Origin of the sequence: Clostridium gasigenes, assembly GCF_900104115.1 — a bacterium.
Classification (GTDB): Bacteria; Bacillota; Clostridia; order Clostridiales; family Clostridiaceae; genus Clostridium; species Clostridium gasigenes.
In genome coordinates this window covers 174819-193537 of the sequence record NZ_FNJM01000004.1, presented here as the reverse complement: position 1 = coordinate 193537, position 18719 = coordinate 174819, and the positions used below count along the sequence as shown (strand labels likewise).

The following is an 18719-nucleotide window of genomic DNA, read 5'->3' as shown; positions in this document are numbered from 1 at the left end:
CCTTTATTTATTGCTTATACCTACTAACTTTTAAAATCACTTATATTTCTAATTGCTATTTTGCCCTAATATTATTTATTATATGTGCTCTTTTATTCTACTTAAAAAACAGTTAATTTCTTTTTGCTTTAATTTAAAACTAGCCTTATTAACAATTAATCTTGCGCTTATTTCACAAATATCCTCAAGAACAACTAAGCCATTTTCTTTAAGTGTTGTTCCTGTTTCCATAATGTCTACAATTCCATCACAAAGCCCAAGTATTGGTGCAAGTTCAACTGATCCTTCTATTTTAATAATTTCTACATCCATTCCTTTTTTCTTGAAAAACTCCTTAGTTACTGTTGGATATTTACTTCCTATTTTTATATGACCTATAGAATTAAATAAATCTCTACCTGGTAATGATGCTACTATGAATTTACACTTTCCAAGGCCTAAATCCATAACTTCATAACAACTATGATTACTTTCAAGTAAAGTATCTTTTCCTACAACTCCAATGTCAGCTACTCCATGTTCAACATAAGTTATAGAATCTGCTGCCTTAACTAAAAAATATCTTATATCTTCCTTATCATCCTTAAAAACTAACTTTCGCCCCTTATTTTTAAGCTCTGATGTTCCAAAATTTGCTTTATCTAATATTTTTACTGTTTCTTCTTCTAAACGCCCCTTAGTTAATGCAATACTAATTCCCATTTTTCTCCCCCTTACCTGCAACTATAACTTTATTTACTTCTTCACTTGGAAACATTTTTACCATTCCACCATTTTCTATTATTTCTAGTGCCTTAGTCATTGCTAAAGTCTCATTATCTTTATTGAAAGTTATTGCAAATTTGTTTTCATGTGAAACAGATTCATGTTTTACTAGTTGTATTAAGCAATCTATATTAATTGAAAAACCAATAGCCTTCTCATCTCTTCCAAATACTTTGATTAAATTATCATACCTACCGCCACTAAGCACTGTATTCCCAACACCTTGCACATAACCTCTAAAAATAATACCTGTATAATAGTCAAGTCTTGGTACCATTCCTAAATCTAATGTTATAAAACCTCCAAATCCTAACCTCTCTAACTTATTATATGAATCTTCTAAATATTTTAAACTTGCATTCATTCCCTCATTAAATGTAAGACTCTTACACTCTTCTAAAATTGATTTTCCTCCAAACAACCAAGGAAGCCTTTTGAAAAATTGTTTTTTATCTTCTTCAATATCTAATTGTTCTAGAAAATCCTCTAATGCTTTTAAGCTTTTCTTTTCTATTAATTCAGCTAATCTTATTTTCTCTTCTTCTTTTACTCCTAAAGTATTTATTGCTGAATTAAAGAAATTTATATCTCCAATTTCTAATTTATATTCTTCTACATTTGCAACTTTTAGAACTTCAAGAGCCGTTATTAGTATTTCTAAATCAGAACTATTACTATCTAACCCTATAAGTTCAACTCCACAATCTGTATATTCATTTCTTTTTCCACCTAAGCTTTCATTAACTCTATAAACATTCGATTCATACCTTAACCTAATTGGGGTCTTATGATCTTTTAACTTTGTTGCAACAACTCTAGCTATTGGAACTGTCATATCTGGTCTTAAAACTAAAATTCTTCCTTTACTATCAAAAAACTTATACATTTCCTCTTCTTTTAAGCTTTGTGTTTTATAATGAAATGTATTGTAATATTCAACTGTAGGTGTTATTACTTCATCATATCCCCATTTGGTAAATACGCTTTTAACGTTTTTAATTAATTCTTCTCGTACACTACATTCATCACCAAGTAAATCCCTTGTTCCTTCTGGTATTATATTTTCTTGCATATCCAAACCTCCTTCACATTTTATCACTTTAATACACTAAAGTGATGTGTTCTTATAATATTACACCACATGTTTATTGTCAATACTTTATAATTTAAATATATATAATAAAAGACCATGCACAAAATAATGCGTGGTTTTCTATTATTTGAACATAATTACACCATATTCACTATAATTAATTGTAATTAGCATATTATCTTAGTCATTATAAAAATTCATATATATCCATCATAATTTTTATTTTTTACTATTAAAATATCACATTATAGATTCAACCATATACTTAAACTAGTATATCCCTATATTAGATACATTATTTAAAGCAATTAGTAAGAATATCTTTATACCTTGTAATATTTTTATCTATTTTACTAATTATTTCGTCTTTATTCTTTTCTATACGTAAAATACATTTTTCAATTTCTTCATATATATTCTCTGAATCTGTAGGTATATTTAATTCTTCACATTCAATAGATTTAACAAGGTCATATGCTTTTAATCTATATCCTAAACATATAAATGGTACTTTTGCTACAGCTGAAGCTACATTACCATGTAATTTAAAGTTTATTGTAAAGACACAGTTTTTCATTATACTAACTAATTCCTCCCCAGTATGAATAAATATATCTAATATAACATTTTCTGATTTTGGTAACTTCTTATACAAATCTAATACTAAATTTAAATCAGTTGGCCACATAGCATAGATATACAACTTATACCCAGTCTTTAAAAGCTTATTACAAGCTTTTATAAGTTCCACTTCCACCAAATCTTCTCTACCACCATAAATCCTATTATAAGAAGTCCCCATATTAATACCTACAACTTTATCACTCTTTGTAAAATCAATATTCGTTCCTATTTCATTAATATTTGCACTTTCTAGTAAAAACCCTGGATCTCCCGATATAACAATATTTGTCATATCCACATTTGACTTTTCTAATATTTTATAAGTTAACGGACCCCTTACACCAAAAAAATCTGCTTTTTTTGCTATTTCGTTTAATTTTTCCTCTGTTGAATCAGAATATACATATGGAGAAATATATAAATCTTCTAGTCTTGTTATAAACTCATTTCCCAATAAATCATCATAACCCGATCCCCATACCATTACTCTTTTTCCCTGCTCTAATGCTCTATACAACACAGCTATAAATCCCTCTAATAGAATAGATCCTCCACCAAGGCATACTAAATCATATTCATCAAAATCATTATAAGTTTCCGGACAAAACAATGGAGTAACTCTACATTTATCTCCATATTTATTCTTTATTACTTTTTTAAAATTATTAAACATCAATTCGTCACCAATATTATTTGCCCCAACCCAACCAAGATACAATACTTTCATAACTACTTCCCCCTAATTAAATGAATCTAAATATATATCTATAATTTCATTAGCAATAACAGGTATATCAAATATATATTTACTTTTTATATATATTTTTTCAATACCTAAATCCAAAGTTTTTTGTTCTAAATAGAACTTTCTTAAATCATTATATAGATACATTGCATTATTAACTATATTCGATCCATGATCTCCAAAATATAGCTTCCATGAATCATAAAAGTTATCTTCATTTATTAAACCAAAATATCCATCATTTCCTGTGGCAATAACAATTTTTTTAGCCGCTAAACCCTCTATTGCAACCCTTCCTGTTCCAACCACACAATCACTTGTAGCATAAAAATCTACCAAATTTAGCTGATTACCCGCAAAATGAATAAGGTCTTCTCCAATTAAGTTGTTAGCTCTATTTCCAACTCTATTAAGCTCCTCATATCCTGGTCCATCTCCAACAATCAGCGCATGCATTTCTATATTTTCCCGTCTCTTTAAATCTCTACAAACTCTTATTAAATTTTCACACGTTTTAACTTTCCCCCATGCAAGTCTACTACAATACATTGCAACCATAGCATCCTTTGGTATTCCATATTTTTCTCTTATATAATTATCTTTACTACCTTCATTAAAGTCATTATAAATAACACCATTTGGGACTACTTTAGATTGAATTCCAGCCTCTAATAACCATTGATATACTGGATGACTTACACTAATTATCGAATTACATCGTGGTAGCTTATCATTCAATATATCGTGATAATACTTGCCATGTATAGTAAATATATATGGGATATTAAATTCCCTACCAGCCTCTAAAGCAAGACTTCCTGAAGGAGACTGATGTCCGTGTATTATATTAATATCCTCAGCTTCAATTACTCTTCTTATCTGCTCTTTAAATACATCAATAGTAAATTTATCTCTTGCTACTATAAGTGGAAATTCCATATTATATATCTTGCATTTTAACTTTTTAAATTCAGGCCCTAAGGGTCCATCTGCTCCTAAAATAGTAACTGCTATTCCTTGTTTTAACAATTCCTTAGCTAAAGTTAGTACATGCGTTTCTGTGCCACCCACATTAAACCTATCTAAGACTAACATTACTCTTAGATTCTCCCTATCAATTTTATATCTCTTTTTGGATGCTAATCCATAGAACTCTCTAGATCTTTGAGCTGTATGAATTCTATAGTAATATAGTCCCTCGTTTATATTATCGGCTCCATAACTTAATAACTTTGTTATATAGTCATAATCCTCCGCGCCATCTATCTTCTTTGTTAGTCCTCCTACAGCATCAAAAATATTACCTTCAAATAAAAGTGTTCCGTAGGATATAGCATTACCACCTTTAGAATATATTTCTCTGATTTTCTCAACACCATACTCAACAAAATTAGGTAATAGCTTAGGCTTTTCTCTCTTATCTGTAAATGTTGCATAATTTGTTCCTACAACTTTAATATCCTTATTCTCTTTTAAATACTTAATTTGTTTTTCTATTCTCATTTCATTAGAGCAATCATCACCATCTTGCATGGCTATATATTCGCCAGTTGTTAAATATAACCCTGCCGTAACTGCTCCTGAAAATCCAACATTCCTTGGCAACTTCAAAAAAACTATTCTATTTTCTTTATCTAAATCCACACTTACTTTTTTAATCCAATTATTTATCACGTCTACACTATTATCTGTAGATGCATCATCAACTATAATTATTTCAATATTTTTATAAGTCTGATTTACTAATGAATCTAAACACTCCTCAATATATTTTTCGTTATTATAATTTGATACAACTATACTAACTAATTCTATTTCTCTTAGTTTTTCCATACTATTTTTTCCTCCCGTTTTATATTCCAGCTATTATATACTATGATAAATAAAGAATTTTGTTATATTCTTATAGCACTATTCTTTATTTTTCATACAATAGAATATATATGTATATTTTAATAATAAAAATTTTTATTAACAGGAGGAAATTAATATGGATGATTTTTTATCTACTGGTGTTGTAAGACGTCCAGTTGACACAAAAATTTTAAGAATAGTTTTAAGAAATACTTCTCAATCATTAGCATTTCAATCTATATACATCTATAACTGGGATACTGGCTCTGCTGTTTTGGTAGATTCCAAAAATTATTTTGTATCAGCAAATGGATTTAATACTATTGACTTCCCTTTAGTAATCAATGGTTATGGTGATACACGCAATATAATACTTTACGAAGTTTACTATGGTCCAACAAGTCCTGATATTACTGTGACATTTTCTAATATTTAAAGAGGAGTTTAGCTATTATGAATACCTTAATAAGCTTGGTTATGATAGTATCAGATATTAATAACTTTCATTTTGCATTAAAAAACATTACATCTCAAAGCCTTATAAATTGGGAATTATTCTTAATATTTAAATCAAAAGATTTGAATATTATTACACCTTTATCTGATAGTAGAATTCATATAGTTGAAAGAAAAGATGAAACTTCTCTAATAAACTGTTTATTAACTTTATTTCCACATTTTGAAGGAGATTTAATAGCTATTTTAAATAGCTCAGATATTCAGCATCATAAAAGATTAGAGAGACAAAGTTCTTTTATGAAAGAAAATAGTTCTTTATCTATTTGCTCATGTTTAGAACTACCACTTACTAGTAAGTCAAAACTAAAAAATACTTCAAATGACTCTAATAACTTTATTACAGCAAATGAAATTGATTTTGCAACCTTAGGAGGCTATGTTCCTCTAGATATATATACATTTATGATGCAAAAAAGTTTCTTGCTATCAATTACTAAATTTTTGTTAAACTACTCCTTAGACACCGAACTAGATTTTATACTATATCTTCTTCGTTATACATCTATAGAGAAAATACCCGAAGTCCTCTATTACTTTAGAAATGCACGAATACCCTATCCTGAAAGCATAATGATGGATAACAGTTTAAATAGTTCAAATAAGATATCTATATTCAATACAAATAAATGTATTGAATATAGAAATTATCTTTATGAAGCTATAATAAAGGATTCAAATATTAGCATTTTAAATAATGATATCAAATATAATATATTAGTTATTATAGATAGTTTAAATATTGGCGGTACTGAAACCTATATTTTTACTATTTCAATGGCATTACGTAATTTTGGGATATACACATATATTCTTACTTCCGGTGGCGTATTAGAGGATTTATTTGTCCAAAATAATATACCTGTACTCAAAATAAATCTACGTCAAACTAAAAATGAACCCCAATCTTATTGGGGTTTAATAAATTATATAAGAGAAATAATTGCAAAGTATAATATTAAGTTAATTCAATTTCATCTTCCTAATGATATCCCTTTATGCTGTGATTTGAAAAAATTTTCAGATATTCCTATAATATTAACACTACACGGAACCTTTTATTCTAAAGACCTTATTAAAAATTATTCAATATATCTATCAAGAATTATATTTGTTAGTAAGGAGGTTGAAACCTTCTATTCTCACTATCTACCAAATGATGATAAAGTATCTTATTCACTAATACCAAATACTATTGAACCTTATGTATATACACAATCAACTAACTTTCTTCACAAACTATTAAACCTACCTAATGATGGTAGAATCATACTATATTGTAGCAGACTTTCTTCCGGTAAAGCTCCTGCTGCAATTATGTTTCTTAAAAGCTTTGAAAAAATCACTTGTAATGACCCTAACCTTTATGCCGTAATTCTTGGAGATGGAGATAGCAAGATACTAATTGATTCCTATGCTAAAACCATAAACTCCCTTTATAAATCTAAAAGAGTTTTTGTACTAGGAGCTGTATATAATGTTAATGATTATTATTCTGATAGCATTTTGGTTATAGGGACAGGTAGAGTTGCTTTAGAAGCAATGAATTGCTCTAAACCTGTAATAACTCTTGGGCTTAATGGACTCGTTGAAATAGTTAATGAAAATAATATTTCAGATATGATTTGTACTAATTTTGGAGATCACACTTCAAAAGCAAATACTAAAAATTTAGGTATTTATTCAGAATATTTAACTCAAAGTATTACTTATCTCCTTAGTAATACTAAGTCCTGTGAATCACTTGGGAGATGGTGTAAAGTCTATTGCAACAAAAATTTGAATTTAATAAATACAGCACATTCTATTAGTAAACTATTCGATGACCTATTAAATTTATCTGATATTTGAAGTTTTTTAAAAAATAAGCCCTTATATAATCTACTAAAAGTAAATTTATATAAGGGCTCATTCTTTTCTACAACATCACATTATTTTAACTATTGATATACTACCTGTCATATTTGAATTTACTGAAGATGACCTGATCAAAAAGTCTATATACCTCTTTGTCTCCATAGTTTTTACTAGAAAAGTAGCAGACATACTTATATTTCCACTCGTAGTATTATTTACATTTCTTACTGAATTTTCTTCTTGTTCAATACCGTCTAATCTCGCTATAACCGCTATAAATCCTGGTATATCTATAGTCGCACTTGTATTATGAGCTACCATATATATATGATTTTCAGCTAAACTAAACATTGTATTTGTTACTTGTATAATATCAGCTCCACTTACAAAATCCTTTTTATATGATATATTGCTATTATTTGGTGTACTCTTATTTAATATCGTTCCATTAAAAACTGTGTTAATTACACCAATGCCAGGATCCCCCTTTGGTCCCTGTAGCCCTATTGGCCCTATTGGTCCTATTGGTCCCATTGGTCCCATCGGTCCCATCGGCCCTACCCAACATTTTCCTGAGCATCTGTGTTCATAACAATAACATCTAAATCCTCTATTATAAAATCCTTGTATATTTTCAGAAATTCTTGTATCAAATTTGTTAATATACATTTCATGACTTTCAGCATAATAATCCATTTAAGCACCTCTTTTGCGAATATATTTTATCCCTACTATAATATATGTATTTTTTTAGTGTTTGTTCTTAACTTCTTACTTAACATTGCTAGATTTTTCATCTATTTTAGACAATGTTTTTTTATAGAAGATCGCAAAACATACCATTGTCGTGAGAGCTGCTAATATATCTGAAATTGGTTCTGCAAATAACACTGCTTTTAACTTGTCATCAAATAATGTTGGAAGTATAAACACTAGTGGTATTAATAATATTATTTTTCTAAGAAGTGCTAATATTAATGATATCTTAGCTTGCCCAAGAGCAAGGAATGTTTGTTGACATGCCATTTGTGCTCCAAATAAGAATATTCCTCCGAAGAATATTTTTATACTCCAAGATGTCATTTCTATAATCTCTTGCTTATCATTAAATATAGTTACAAATACTTCTGGGAAAATATTAAGTAATGACCACATAAACACGGTATACATTATTGCACATGTAAATAGTATTTTAAAAGTTTTCTTTACTCTTTCTATTTTCTTAGCACCAAAGTTATAACTCATTATAGGTTGCGCGCCTTGAGCCAATCCAACAATAGGGAGTGTTACTATTTGCATGATACTACTCATTATAGTCATAGCACCAACAGCCAAATCTCCACCATACATCATTAATTTATTATTTAATGATATTAAAACTAAACTTTCTGTTGATTGCATTATAAATGGCGAAATTCCTAATGCTGTAATTGATAATACTATTTTCATATTTGGCTTTAAATATTTTCTCCTTATCTTTATTATACTTTTATCTCCAAACAAGAATTTCAATGCCCATATTGCTGAAACTAATTGAGCTATTATTGTAGCAAGAGCTGCTCCGCTAACACCCATGTTAAATCCAAATATAAATATGGGATCTAATACTATGTTTATACCGGCACCAATCAACACAGTTGACATACCAATTTTAGTAAATCCTTGTGTATTAATAAATGAATTCATACCAAGTGATATTTGAACAAATATAGTTCCTATTAAATAAATATTTAAATATTCTTTAGCAAATCCTATAGTAGTTTCGCTTGCTCCAAAAGCCCAAAGTAATGGTTCTGTGAATATTAAAAATCCTATTGTTAATATAATGCCTATTATAATTAACATAGAAAAACTATTGCTTATTATTTTTTCAGCACCATCATTATCTTTTTCACCCATTTTAATAGCTGCAAGTGGAGCTCCACCTACACCAATTAGAGAACTAAAGGCAGATATTATTATTATTATTGGAAATGCTATTCCAACTCCAGCCATAGCAATATCTCCATCTATCATTCGTCCTATAAAAATCCTGTCCACAATGTTATACAATACATTTACAATTTGAGCTATAATTGCAGGTAGTGCAAGTTTAAACAATAGCTTGCCTACATTATCTGTTCCTAAGTTAATTTTATTTTTTTCTTTTATTTCCATTTTTTCTCCTTACTTATTGACTATAAATTTATATTTTAAAATATACTATCTAGTATATACTACTTAGCTGTATATACATATAAAAAAGCCCTTGAATTAAAATTCAAGGGCTTTTACATATATAATAAGGGGTAATCATTATATATAATATTTATTTTGGTTATGTAACTATTATACTACTTATTATTTAATTATAAAAGGTGATTAAAGTCCCTTTTAGCATATGACGAAAGTCCCTATTTTTATAATCTTTTTATCATTAATTGTCTAAGAGACACTAAAATAATCCAAAAGTCACTATACTAGTCTATTTTTCATACATCTAAAATCTTTAACCTTTTATTAACTACACCAATTACTGTTTTATTATTTTCAATATAATTATTTATAATTTCAATAATTTCTTTAGAAATTATTTCACCAGCACAAATTAACGGAATTCCAGGAGGATATGGAACTATTGCATCCTTAGATATTTCCCCTTCACACTGTTCTATATCAACAAATTTCCACTCACTCTCAAATACTTCATAAGGTTCCATTACCTTACTTGGTATCACATTATAATATTCTATATTACTATTTTCTTTTAAACTATTTAAATCTAATTCATTTATAGAATTATATATATATTCAAAATCCTTCTCTGCATTAAAAGGGGATAAAATCAATACTACTCCAGAAGAAAAGCTCATTTCTGCTTGTATTTTTTTAGTTCTTAAATAATCTAAAAGCTTATGCCCACTATATCCATCTTTAAGTACAATTAAATATCTACTTAAGTCTAAATCATATCCATCTTCCAAATCATCTTTATTTAAAATATGAACTTTATTAATAGTATTTATTTTTTTCTTCCACTCTTCTGCTAAAATAATTAACTTTTCATAATCCTGATCTGCATATTTATCTAAATAATATCTTCCATAATCTAAAGAGGCCATTATCAAATAAGAAGGTGACGTAGTCATAAAGGCACTTATATAAAATTCAATATTATTATTATATTCGTTAACTAATAAATATGATCCTTGAGTTAATGCAGGCAATGTTTTATGAGCACTCAAGACAACATAATCTCCTAATGCCACTATTGATTTAGGTAATTTTTCATTAACCCCAAAATGAGCACCATGAGCACCATCAATTATTATTTTCATACCTTTCCCTTTCAAATCTTTTATAACATTTTCTATGTCATAACAAATCCCAAAGTAATTAGGATATGTTAAAATAATTCCCTTTGGATTATTAGCCTTTTTTAAAGCTTTATATATATTTTCTTCATTAGGAGGAAGAAAAACTCCATTTTTTTTATCTATAATAGGCTCTATATATGTAACTTTAAGTTTCCTAAGTATTAACCCATTATATATAGATTTGTGACAATTTCTTTCAACTAATACTTCATCTCCCTCTATAAAAGCTGAGAATATGGAAACTAAATTCCCACCTGAACTTCCATTAACCATGAAGTAAGCTTTCTTAACACCATAAGTTTTACTTAGTAGATCTTGAGCTTCTTTAATAATTCCCTCAGGACAATGAAGATTATCTAAAGGTTCAACTTCCGTTATATCTAAAAAACCTAAGTTATTTACAAATTTACGTCCTATATCATCTCTTAAAAATCCTTTTCCGCACTTATTTCCAGGCATTGAAAGGATTAAATTATTTTCTTTATGATACTTTAATAATTCTTCTAATAAAGGTAATTCTTTTTTAATCATGTTATCTCCCTAATCTCTACTACAAACTATTTCGATAGATGGATTTTGTAATATATTGCATGCAGTTCTAACTATAAATCCACTTGTAAGTTCATCTAAACCATTAAATTCTTCTGAATATACTTTATAATCATTAAACATTGTACTATAAATAGATAATTCCTTAGCTAATACAATACCTTGCTCTTCTCTAAATAATCTTTTTAATTTTAATGTTTTTATAAATTGTTTAATTCTATGTTCATCTATATAACTTTCAAAATTTTTCACTTCATCTATACAGTCATTAACTAATCTTAATGATTCATTTAAATTCCCTTTTGAAGTGCTAAAATTGATTTTATATAGCTTAATATGCTTTTCATATGCAATTTTTGTAATTACATCATAAACAAGTCCATTTTTAGTTCTTAATTTATCATAAAGTACAGAATTCACACCTTCCCCAAAATACTCATTAAATATTCTAAGGGCTTTTAATTCATTATTATCTAGTGAATGTATTGGAAATATAATTTCTATCTTACAAGTATTTATTCCATCTCTATAATTTATACAAGTTTTGACTTTAGGATTTTCATATATTACATTTTCTATGCTTTTATAACTAATATTATTCCAATTTCCAAAGTAATTCCCAATAATATCTTTAACTTTTTCAAACTCCAATGATGATACTACAGCAATGGTCATATTTCCTGGGTAATAAAATTCTTTATGAAAAGACTTTATTTGTTCTAAAGTGATAGATTTCAAACTTTCTGAAGTTCCTATAATAGGATACTTTATTCTTCTATCATTAAAAGCATTTAGAAATAAACAATCTTCACAGTATTGCTCAACTTCCTCATCCCACTCTTTTAGTTCTTCAATAATTACATCCATCTCTTCTTTAAATCCAGCTTCTTTAAATGTTGGATTTATAAGTATATCTGAAAATATTTCTACTCCATCTTTGAAATCTTCACTTAACAAAGTACCATAATAAATAACATAAGGATAATTTGTCATTGCATTTTGAAATCCAAAAATATTAGTTAAATCTTTATTAATTTCACTTTCATTTCTTTTGCTAGTTCCCTTGTAAACCATATGCTCAGTAGCATGGGCAATGCCGAGGCTTTTCCCATCTACTGCAGCTCCAGCATCTAAAGAGATTGAAATAGAGGTTAACTTAGAAGTTGTTTTTTTATATATTATTTTTAAATTATTTTCTAAAATATACGACTTCAAAATACACCTCCAAGATCTTTTTTTAAGATATCTTATTCAGACTTTAACGCAATTGCACATTCGATTCTTTTCTTTTGCATTTTGCATCCTATTTCATAAGGAACATTCATATCGCCATTAAAACTAACGTTATTAGCTTGGCATCCACCACTACAGTAGAATCTTGCCCAACATTCTCTGCACTTAGGCTTATTGTATATATGAGCCTTTTTAAATTCTTTTCCAAGCTCTGCATTATAACTATCATCATAAATAGTTCCAAGTTTATATTCTTCTCTTCCTACAAATTGATGGCATGGATATACATCTCCTTGAGGAGTTATTGCAACATATTCAAACCCTGCTCCGCAACCTGATATTCTCTTATAAACACATGGTCCACCATTTAAATCTACGTTAAAGTGATAGAAGTTAAATTCGTCCTTGCCAGTTCTCTTTCTTTCTAACATTTCTTCATATAATTTATCATAATTATCCATTATTTTTGGTAGATCTTCTTCCGTAATAGCAAGTGCATGTCCCTTTTCTAAAACAACTGGTTCAATTGAAACTTGATCAAAGCCTTCATTTACCATAGCCATTACATCTTCATAGAAATCTGTATTTGCTCTAGTGAAAGTACCTCTAACATAGTACATCTTTCCTTCTGTTCTTTTCTCAATCATTTTCTTTATATTTGGAATAATATCATCATATGATCCACTTCCATCTATTTTAATTCTTACATTATCATTAACTGATTTTCTTCCATCTAATGAAAGAATGATATTCCCCATTTCTTTATCCATGAAATCCATCATATCATCATTTAAAAGAGTAGCATTTGTTGTCATTGTAAATCTAATATTTTTCTTCCAAGCTTTTTCATTTTCTCTTGCATATTTTATTATTTCTTTTATAGTACCCATTATCATAGTTGGTTCTCCACCAAATAAATCTATTTCTAAATTTCTTCTTGGTCCACTTCTTTTAACTACATAATCAATAGCTTGCTTTGCAGTTTCAAGTGACATAATACCTTTATTCCCATGATATTCTCCGTCTTCAGCAAAACAATATTTACATCTTAAGTTACAACCATGAATTATATTTAAACATACTGCTTTTATATAATCTCTATCATCCATAGAGCTATGTGCTATTTCTTCATAGTTATCAGTTGAATATAATATATTTTCACTGACAAGTTCCATTATTTCATCATAAGCCTCTGAAATAATAACCTCACCATATTTATTACCAAACTTATTTATAAGTTCTTCTTTAGATTCCATCTTTTCTTCATTTACTAAATCATATACTAGTTCATCTACAATATGAACTGCACCTGTACTTACGTCTAAAACAAAGAAATTTTCACCTTGTTTAAATTTATGAATTGAAGCCATGTTTTTTCCCTCCATTTATATTAACAATTTATATTAATAACTATCTATTTTAATTTTTCTACTAGTTTTAATTTACAATAAAGTAAGCAGTAACAATAAAGTTACTGCCCTTAAAAATTTAGTTTTCACATTCTAAGTTTGCAACTGTACAAGAAGTTTTACAAGCTGATTGACATGAGTTTGCACATTCTTTACATCCTGGTTTTGCTAAACTATTTTTGATATTTGGTTTGTTTATTGTTTTTATGTGTTTCATACTAATCCTCCCCTTTTTGCGAAATATAACATCTAATTATAACATAATTTCACACCATAATATAGTCCTATATGCAAGCCTTTATTTACCTTATTATAGGATAATGATTATAAAATCTCAATATTCATTAACTTTTTTCCAAATAAATAACTTCTCAAATTTAAATAAAGTTTTTTTAAAAAATATCCTATTTGTATATCATCCACCTCTTTACTATTTTGATATTTATGGTAAAATTAAAAAGTCAGTATTCTAATATGAAACTGAACCTAGTATTTTAAAAATTTTTACGAATTATATCCTAAAAGGAATAATAACGAGGGGGATTTATACAATGATTCAAAGCAAAGAAATTGGAAAATCGAGAGAACAAATTCGGAAAATGGTAGTAATCGCTATGCTATCAGGTATATCTATATTTTTAGGAGTCTCAGGATTGGGTTTTATCACATTACCAGCCTTTAGACTTACTATAATGCATATACCAGTTATAATTGGTGGTATAATTGAAGGACCTATTGTGGGTGCTGTTGTAGGCTTAATATTTGGTTTATTTTCAATGTATCAAAATTTTACAGCACCTGGTCCAACATCATTTATATTTTGGAATCCTATAACCGCACTTGTTCCAAGAATACTTGTTGGTGTAGTAGCATTTTATGTTTATAATCTATTAAAAAACAAATTAAAAAAACAAAAATTATCAATCGGCATTGCCGCTATTTTAGCAACTTTAGTTAATACAATTGGTGTTTTAGGTTTTACATATATATTCTATTTAGATAAGTTTGCTGAAGCTTTAGCAATATCACCTAATATCGTAGGTACTACTTTGCTAACTATTGGTGTGACAAATGGATTACCTGAAGCCTTACTGTCAGCATTAATAACTATTCCTGTTGTAATAGGAATATTAAAAACAAAGAAAAATTAATTATATATATCCAAAGCTCAAAACTATGTTTTGAGCTTTTTTTAATACAATTTCACTTATTTTATTACAATATTTTCTTTTTGTTATTCTTTTTCCCTATATTGGATTAATCTTTGCAGGTTATATATTTTACTTATGCACACAATAGTATTGTAAAGCAGAAACGCTTTATAAAACAAAATATTAAATAAGAAAAGGAGGAATTTATTATGGCACAAAGTGTAGTACCAGAAGCAAAAAAAGGTTTATCAAAATTCAAAACTGAAGTAGCAAGTGAAATGGGTGTTCCATTCACAGATTACAACGGAAATCTTTCTTCAAAGCAATGCGGTAGTGTTGGTGGAGAAATGGTTAAGAGAATGGTTAATCAATATGAATCTGGAATAAAGTAATATCATTTAGCAATTAGTTAAATGCATTTATACTCTTTGTCCAATGGGTATATTAACTTGTAACATTAAAGTAAAAAATATTTAATAGTTCATAAAATGCGTTTATACACTTTATCGAATAGTGTATTTGGTCATAACATTAAAGTAAATAAAAAATCTCTTAAATTTAAGGAGGAATTATCATGGCACAAAGTTTAGTACCAGAAGCAAAAAATGGATTATCAAAATTTAAAACTGAAGTAGCAAATGAAATGGGAGTTCCTTTCACTGACTATAATGGTGATTTATCTTCAAAACAATGCGGTAGTGTTGGTGGAGAAATGGTTAAAAGAATGGTTAATCAATATGAATCTGGAATAAAATAAACTATTCATATTTATTCTTTAATTACATTAACTAATAAAAAAGTATTATAGCAGATAATTATTTTTCAAATTTAAGGAGGAATTTATTATGGCAAAAACATTAGTACCAGAAGCAAAAAATGGATTATCAAAATTTAAAACTGAAGTAGCAAGTGAAATGGGAGTACCATTTACAGATTATAACGGAAATCTTTCTTCAAAACAATGCGGTAGTGTTGGTGGAGAAATGGTTAAAAGAATGGTTCAACAATATGAAAGTGGAATAAAGTAAATCATATAACAATATAAAAAAAGAGAAACACTTAAGTGTTTCTCTTTTTTTTATTAATAATAAATTATTAATATTTATTTTTGGTGGCTTACCCGGGAATCGAACCCGGGACACCTTGATTAAAAGTCAAGTGCTCTACCAACTGAGCTAGTAAACCAAGTATATGGTGCGCCTTAAGAGATTTGAACTCCTGGCCCATGCCTTAGAAGGGCATTGCTCTATCCAGCTGAGCTAAAGACGCTTGTTACTACTTATCCTATAATACAGTGTTTTCCTTTAATGGTCAACACTATTTTTGTTTTTTTAAAATGTTGTAATTCGGCAACAATTCATACTATTCAAAATCTCACTTAAGTTGATTTTTTATTTTCTTTTTATCTAACTTATTTTTTTAACATGACTTATATTTTACTATAAGCTATAAGTTGGGTATAATAGCTATATACTAAGAAAAGGTGATGTTTTATGAGAAAAGAATATATAAACTATCCATTAGATTTACCAATTAAAATTTCATACGCTAATATAAAGGAATATCCAATACATTGGCATAATTCTATTGAAATTTTATATGTATTAAAAGGAAGTATTAATATTAATATAGATACAGATTCTTTTGAAATTAAAGAAAAGGAATTAGAAATTGTAAATGTAGATGAAGCCCATAGAATTTATAGCAATGAAGATAATAAAGTACTTATTTTTCATATAGATCCTTATTTTTTCGAAAAATATTATAAAGATATAAATAATATTTTCTTTTATGCAAATTCTACTGACGATGATGCTCAAGAAAGCGAAGAATATTATGAACTAAAAGCCTTTCTTGCTCGTATTTTATGTGAAACTGTTCAAAAATCTGAAGATTACGATCAAGAAGTTGAATCCTTACTTGTTCATTTACTTTATCATTTAATTAATAATTTTCACTATTTAACCTATGAACAAGAGGCACTTAAAGAAAAAACAGAACAATTAGCTAGATATCATAGAATATCTAAATATATATTCAACAATTATAATAATAATATTACACTGCAAGATATTGCTAAAAAAGAATTCTTAAGTCCTCAATATTTATCTCATGAAATTAAATATGCTACAGGAAAAAGTTTTACAGATTTAATAAATATTACAAGAGTTGAGGAATCTGTTAAACTCCTTCTTGATTCAGACTTGAGCATTTCTGATATTTCAGATGTGGTTGGTTTCTCTCATATAAGATATTTAAATAAAAATTTTAAAATTTATTATGATTGTACACCACTTCAATATAGAAAGAAAAATAAGCTAAGTGAAAAGGCTCTTGAAAGGCTTAAAAATATTGAGTTATTTCAATTAGAAGATGCTTTAGATTGTTTATCCTATGATCTTGAAGATTATGAAAGATTTAATTATGAAAATAAGCTTTGGAAAGTACATATTGACATGGATGAAAATATCGATGTCTTTACGCCTCATTATAAAGAAATAATTAACATTGGTGAAGCTTTTGATTTATTAATTGAAGATAATAAAGATATTTTAGAAGGTATACAAGAAGATATTCATTTTAACTATGGCAGAATAGAAAATTTATTTAATAGTGATATGGGAATATTCACAAATTCAGAATTCTGTAACTGGAATAGAACTAAAAGTGTTATTGAATATTTAGACTATATTAGTTTAAAACCTATTATAGTTCTTGATAATCCACTATTTTCATTAGATAGGTTTAAACAAGTGCTTAATAGTTTTTTTAAGTATTTTTCTAAAATTGATTTTATAAACTTATCTAACTTTAAATTTCAATTTTCAACTACTATAACAGATGAAATTAAAAATGAAATAACTAATTTATTAACTACTAAATATAATTGTGAAATTTTAGAGGATACTTTTAGCTCTGTAAAAAACCTAAACAAATTATATGATACCGCCTTTATGATTCCTTATATAATTCATAATAATATATTTAATAAAGATTCTTTAGACTTTTTAAGAGCTTTTGATGTTTTAGAAAAGGAAGTCTATCTAACTAACGAAGTATTTATAGGTGCTCCTGGAATAGTTAATGATATGGGAATTAAAAAACCTTCTTATTATGCTTACTATCTTTTAAGTAAGCTTGGAGATGAAATTGTATGTATGGATCCTGGCTGTATTGTAACTAAGAAAGATGATAAATTTTGCATACTATTGTACTCTCATAATGATGATGTAGAAAACGAATTAAATTATACTGAAATTTATAAAAAGAGATTCAAAGCAAAAGCTTCTAAAAAGAAACTTTCCTTAAATATAGTTAATGTTAAAAATGCCTCTCGTATAATTACTTATGAGGTTAATGAAGAAATAGGTTCCTCATATAATTATTGGTTATCTATGGGTTCTCCCGATAGATTGAATAATGAAGAAAAAGAAATTATCCATAAAGCATCCTTTCCTAAAATTGATTTTAAGTATGCTAAAAAAAGTACCATTCTTAACATAGTTGTTGAGTTAAAGGGATATGGAGCTAAACTAATTGTAATTAAAAACTTAAAATAATATTTTA

17 protein-coding genes and 2 tRNA genes are annotated in these 18719 nt (G+C 27.6%); 7 read left to right on the top strand and 12 right to left on the bottom strand.

Annotated elements, in window-relative coordinates:
• Positions 1–78: 78 nt before the first annotated feature.
• The 4 genes from hisG to BLS77_RS09620 form a co-directional block, all read right to left on the bottom strand.
• Positions 79–702: an ATP phosphoribosyltransferase gene (gene hisG, locus BLS77_RS09635; protein ID WP_089968805.1), complete on the bottom strand. Its 624-nt coding sequence runs from the start codon at positions 700–702 to the stop codon at positions 79–81.
• Positions 692–1837, bottom strand: coding sequence for an ATP phosphoribosyltransferase regulatory subunit (gene hisZ, locus BLS77_RS09630; protein ID WP_089968802.1), 1146 nt, complete (start codon positions 1835–1837; stop codon positions 692–694). The genes hisG and hisZ overlap by 11 nt, the downstream gene beginning before the upstream one ends.
• A 316-nt stretch (positions 1838–2153) precedes the next feature.
• Positions 2154–3209 (bottom strand): polysaccharide pyruvyl transferase family protein, encoded by a 1056-nt coding sequence (locus tag BLS77_RS09625; RefSeq protein WP_089968799.1) that lies wholly within the window; start codon positions 3207–3209, stop codon positions 2154–2156.
• Between the two features lie 12 nt (positions 3210–3221).
• Positions 3222–5060, bottom strand: coding sequence for a glycosyltransferase (locus BLS77_RS09620; RefSeq protein ID WP_089968796.1), 1839 nt, complete (start codon positions 5058–5060; stop codon positions 3222–3224).
• Between the two features lie 157 nt (positions 5061–5217).
• Here BLS77_RS09620 and BLS77_RS09615 point away from each other — a divergent pair, with 157 nt between their 5' ends.
• Complete coding sequence (locus BLS77_RS09615) at positions 5218–5517, top strand: hypothetical protein (protein ID WP_089968793.1); 300 nt, start codon at positions 5218–5220, stop codon at positions 5515–5517.
• A 17-nt stretch (positions 5518–5534) separates the two neighbouring features.
• Entirely contained in the window at positions 5535–7448 is a 1914-nt protein-coding gene (locus tag BLS77_RS09610; RefSeq protein WP_089968790.1) for a glycosyltransferase, read from the top strand.
• Positions 7449–7523: 75 nt separating this feature from the next.
• Here BLS77_RS09610 and BLS77_RS20565 read toward each other — a convergent pair whose 3' ends face one another.
• The 6 genes from BLS77_RS20565 to scfA all read right to left on the bottom strand — a co-directional run bounded on the left by BLS77_RS20565 (position 7524) and on the right by scfA (position 14218).
• Positions 7524–8150 (bottom strand): hypothetical protein, encoded by a 627-nt coding sequence (locus tag BLS77_RS20565; protein ID WP_089968788.1) that lies wholly within the window; start codon positions 8148–8150, stop codon positions 7524–7526.
• Positions 8151–8225: 75 nt separating this feature from the next.
• Positions 8226–9611, bottom strand: a complete 1386-nt coding sequence (locus BLS77_RS09600) for an MATE family efflux transporter (RefSeq protein ID WP_089968785.1) — start codon at positions 9609–9611, stop codon at positions 8226–8228.
• Between the two features lie 314 nt (positions 9612–9925).
• Positions 9926–11338 carry an aminotransferase class I/II-fold pyridoxal phosphate-dependent enzyme gene (locus BLS77_RS09595; RefSeq protein WP_423231030.1) on the bottom strand — a complete coding sequence of 471 codons (1413 nt, stop codon included), beginning with the start codon at positions 11336–11338 and terminating at the stop codon, positions 9926–9928.
• Between the two features lie 12 nt (positions 11339–11350).
• Positions 11351–12574, bottom strand: coding sequence for a M16 family metallopeptidase (locus tag BLS77_RS09590; protein ID WP_089968781.1), 1224 nt, complete (start codon positions 12572–12574; stop codon positions 11351–11353).
• 32 nt (positions 12575–12606) lie between these two features.
• Positions 12607–13962: a thioether cross-link-forming SCIFF peptide maturase gene (scfB, locus tag BLS77_RS09585; protein WP_089968779.1), complete on the bottom strand. Its 1356-nt coding sequence runs from the start codon at positions 13960–13962 to the stop codon at positions 12607–12609.
• 118 nt (positions 13963–14080) lie between these two features.
• A complete protein-coding gene (gene scfA, locus BLS77_RS09580; RefSeq protein WP_089968777.1) occupies positions 14081–14218 on the bottom strand; it encodes a six-cysteine ranthipeptide SCIFF in 138 nt (45 codons plus the stop codon).
• Positions 14219–14552: 334 nt separating this feature from the next.
• On the opposite strand from scfA, the gene BLS77_RS09575 reads away from it, so the two are divergent.
• The 4 genes from BLS77_RS09575 to BLS77_RS09560 all read left to right on the top strand — a co-directional run bounded on the left by BLS77_RS09575 (position 14553) and on the right by BLS77_RS09560 (position 16180).
• Positions 14553–15152 carry an ECF transporter S component gene (locus BLS77_RS09575; RefSeq protein ID WP_089968774.1) on the top strand — a complete coding sequence of 200 codons (600 nt, stop codon included), beginning with the start codon at positions 14553–14555 and terminating at the stop codon, positions 15150–15152.
• 209 nt (positions 15153–15361) lie between these two features.
• A complete protein-coding gene (locus tag BLS77_RS09570) occupies positions 15362–15544 on the top strand; it encodes an alpha/beta-type small acid-soluble spore protein (RefSeq protein ID WP_089968772.1) in 183 nt (60 codons plus the stop codon).
• 182 nt (positions 15545–15726) lie between these two features.
• The gene (locus BLS77_RS09565) at positions 15727–15909 is read left to right on the top strand and encodes an alpha/beta-type small acid-soluble spore protein (RefSeq protein WP_089968770.1); all 183 of its coding nucleotides are present in this window, start codon (positions 15727–15729) and stop codon (positions 15907–15909) included.
• A gap of 88 nt (positions 15910–15997) precedes the next feature.
• A complete protein-coding gene (locus tag BLS77_RS09560) occupies positions 15998–16180 on the top strand; it encodes an alpha/beta-type small acid-soluble spore protein (protein ID WP_089968767.1) in 183 nt (60 codons plus the stop codon).
• 81 nt (positions 16181–16261) lie between these two features.
• Here BLS77_RS09560 and BLS77_RS09555 read toward each other — a convergent pair.
• Together BLS77_RS09555 and BLS77_RS09550 are read right to left on the bottom strand one after the other, a co-directional pair.
• Positions 16262–16337 (bottom strand) — tRNA-Lys (locus tag BLS77_RS09555).
• Between the two features lie 7 nt (positions 16338–16344).
• Positions 16345–16421, bottom strand: a tRNA-Arg gene (locus tag BLS77_RS09550).
• A gap of 224 nt (positions 16422–16645) precedes the next feature.
• Between BLS77_RS09550 and BLS77_RS09545 the strand changes: the two genes are divergently transcribed.
• A complete protein-coding gene (locus tag BLS77_RS09545) occupies positions 16646–18712 on the top strand; it encodes a helix-turn-helix domain-containing protein (RefSeq protein WP_089968764.1) in 2067 nt (688 codons plus the stop codon).
• Positions 18713–18719: the final 7 nt, after the last annotated feature.

Coding starts and splice junctions, on each gene's coding strand:
- BLS77_RS09545 (WP_089968764.1), top strand. CDS start 16,646: ATGAGAAAAGAATATATAAACTATCCATTAGATTTACCAATTAAAATT.
- BLS77_RS20565 (WP_089968788.1), bottom strand. CDS start 8,150: ATGGATTATTATGCTGAAAGTCATGAAATGTATATTAACAAATTTGAT.
- scfB (WP_089968779.1), bottom strand. CDS start 13,962: ATGGCTTCAATTCATAAATTTAAACAAGGTGAAAATTTCTTTGTTTTA.
- hisG (WP_089968805.1), bottom strand. CDS start 702: ATGGGAATTAGTATTGCATTAACTAAGGGGCGTTTAGAAGAAGAAACA.
- BLS77_RS09565 (WP_089968770.1), top strand. CDS start 15,727: ATGGCACAAAGTTTAGTACCAGAAGCAAAAAATGGATTATCAAAATTT.
- BLS77_RS09615 (WP_089968793.1), top strand. CDS start 5,218: ATGGATGATTTTTTATCTACTGGTGTTGTAAGACGTCCAGTTGACACA.
- BLS77_RS09560 (WP_089968767.1), top strand. CDS start 15,998: ATGGCAAAAACATTAGTACCAGAAGCAAAAAATGGATTATCAAAATTT.
- BLS77_RS09620 (WP_089968796.1), bottom strand. CDS start 5,060: ATGGAAAAACTAAGAGAAATAGAATTAGTTAGTATAGTTGTATCAAAT.
- BLS77_RS09610 (WP_089968790.1), top strand. CDS start 5,535: ATGAATACCTTAATAAGCTTGGTTATGATAGTATCAGATATTAATAAC.
- BLS77_RS09625 (WP_089968799.1), bottom strand. CDS start 3,209: ATGAAAGTATTGTATCTTGGTTGGGTTGGGGCAAATAATATTGGTGAC.
- BLS77_RS09570 (WP_089968772.1), top strand. CDS start 15,362: ATGGCACAAAGTGTAGTACCAGAAGCAAAAAAAGGTTTATCAAAATTC.
- scfA (WP_089968777.1), bottom strand. CDS start 14,218: ATGAAACACATAAAAACAATAAACAAACCAAATATCAAAAATAGTTTA.
- BLS77_RS09600 (WP_089968785.1), bottom strand. CDS start 9,611: ATGGAAATAAAAGAAAAAAATAAAATTAACTTAGGAACAGATAATGTA.
- BLS77_RS09575 (WP_089968774.1), top strand. CDS start 14,553: ATGATTCAAAGCAAAGAAATTGGAAAATCGAGAGAACAAATTCGGAAA.
- hisZ (WP_089968802.1), bottom strand. CDS start 1,837: ATGCAAGAAAATATAATACCAGAAGGAACAAGGGATTTACTTGGTGAT.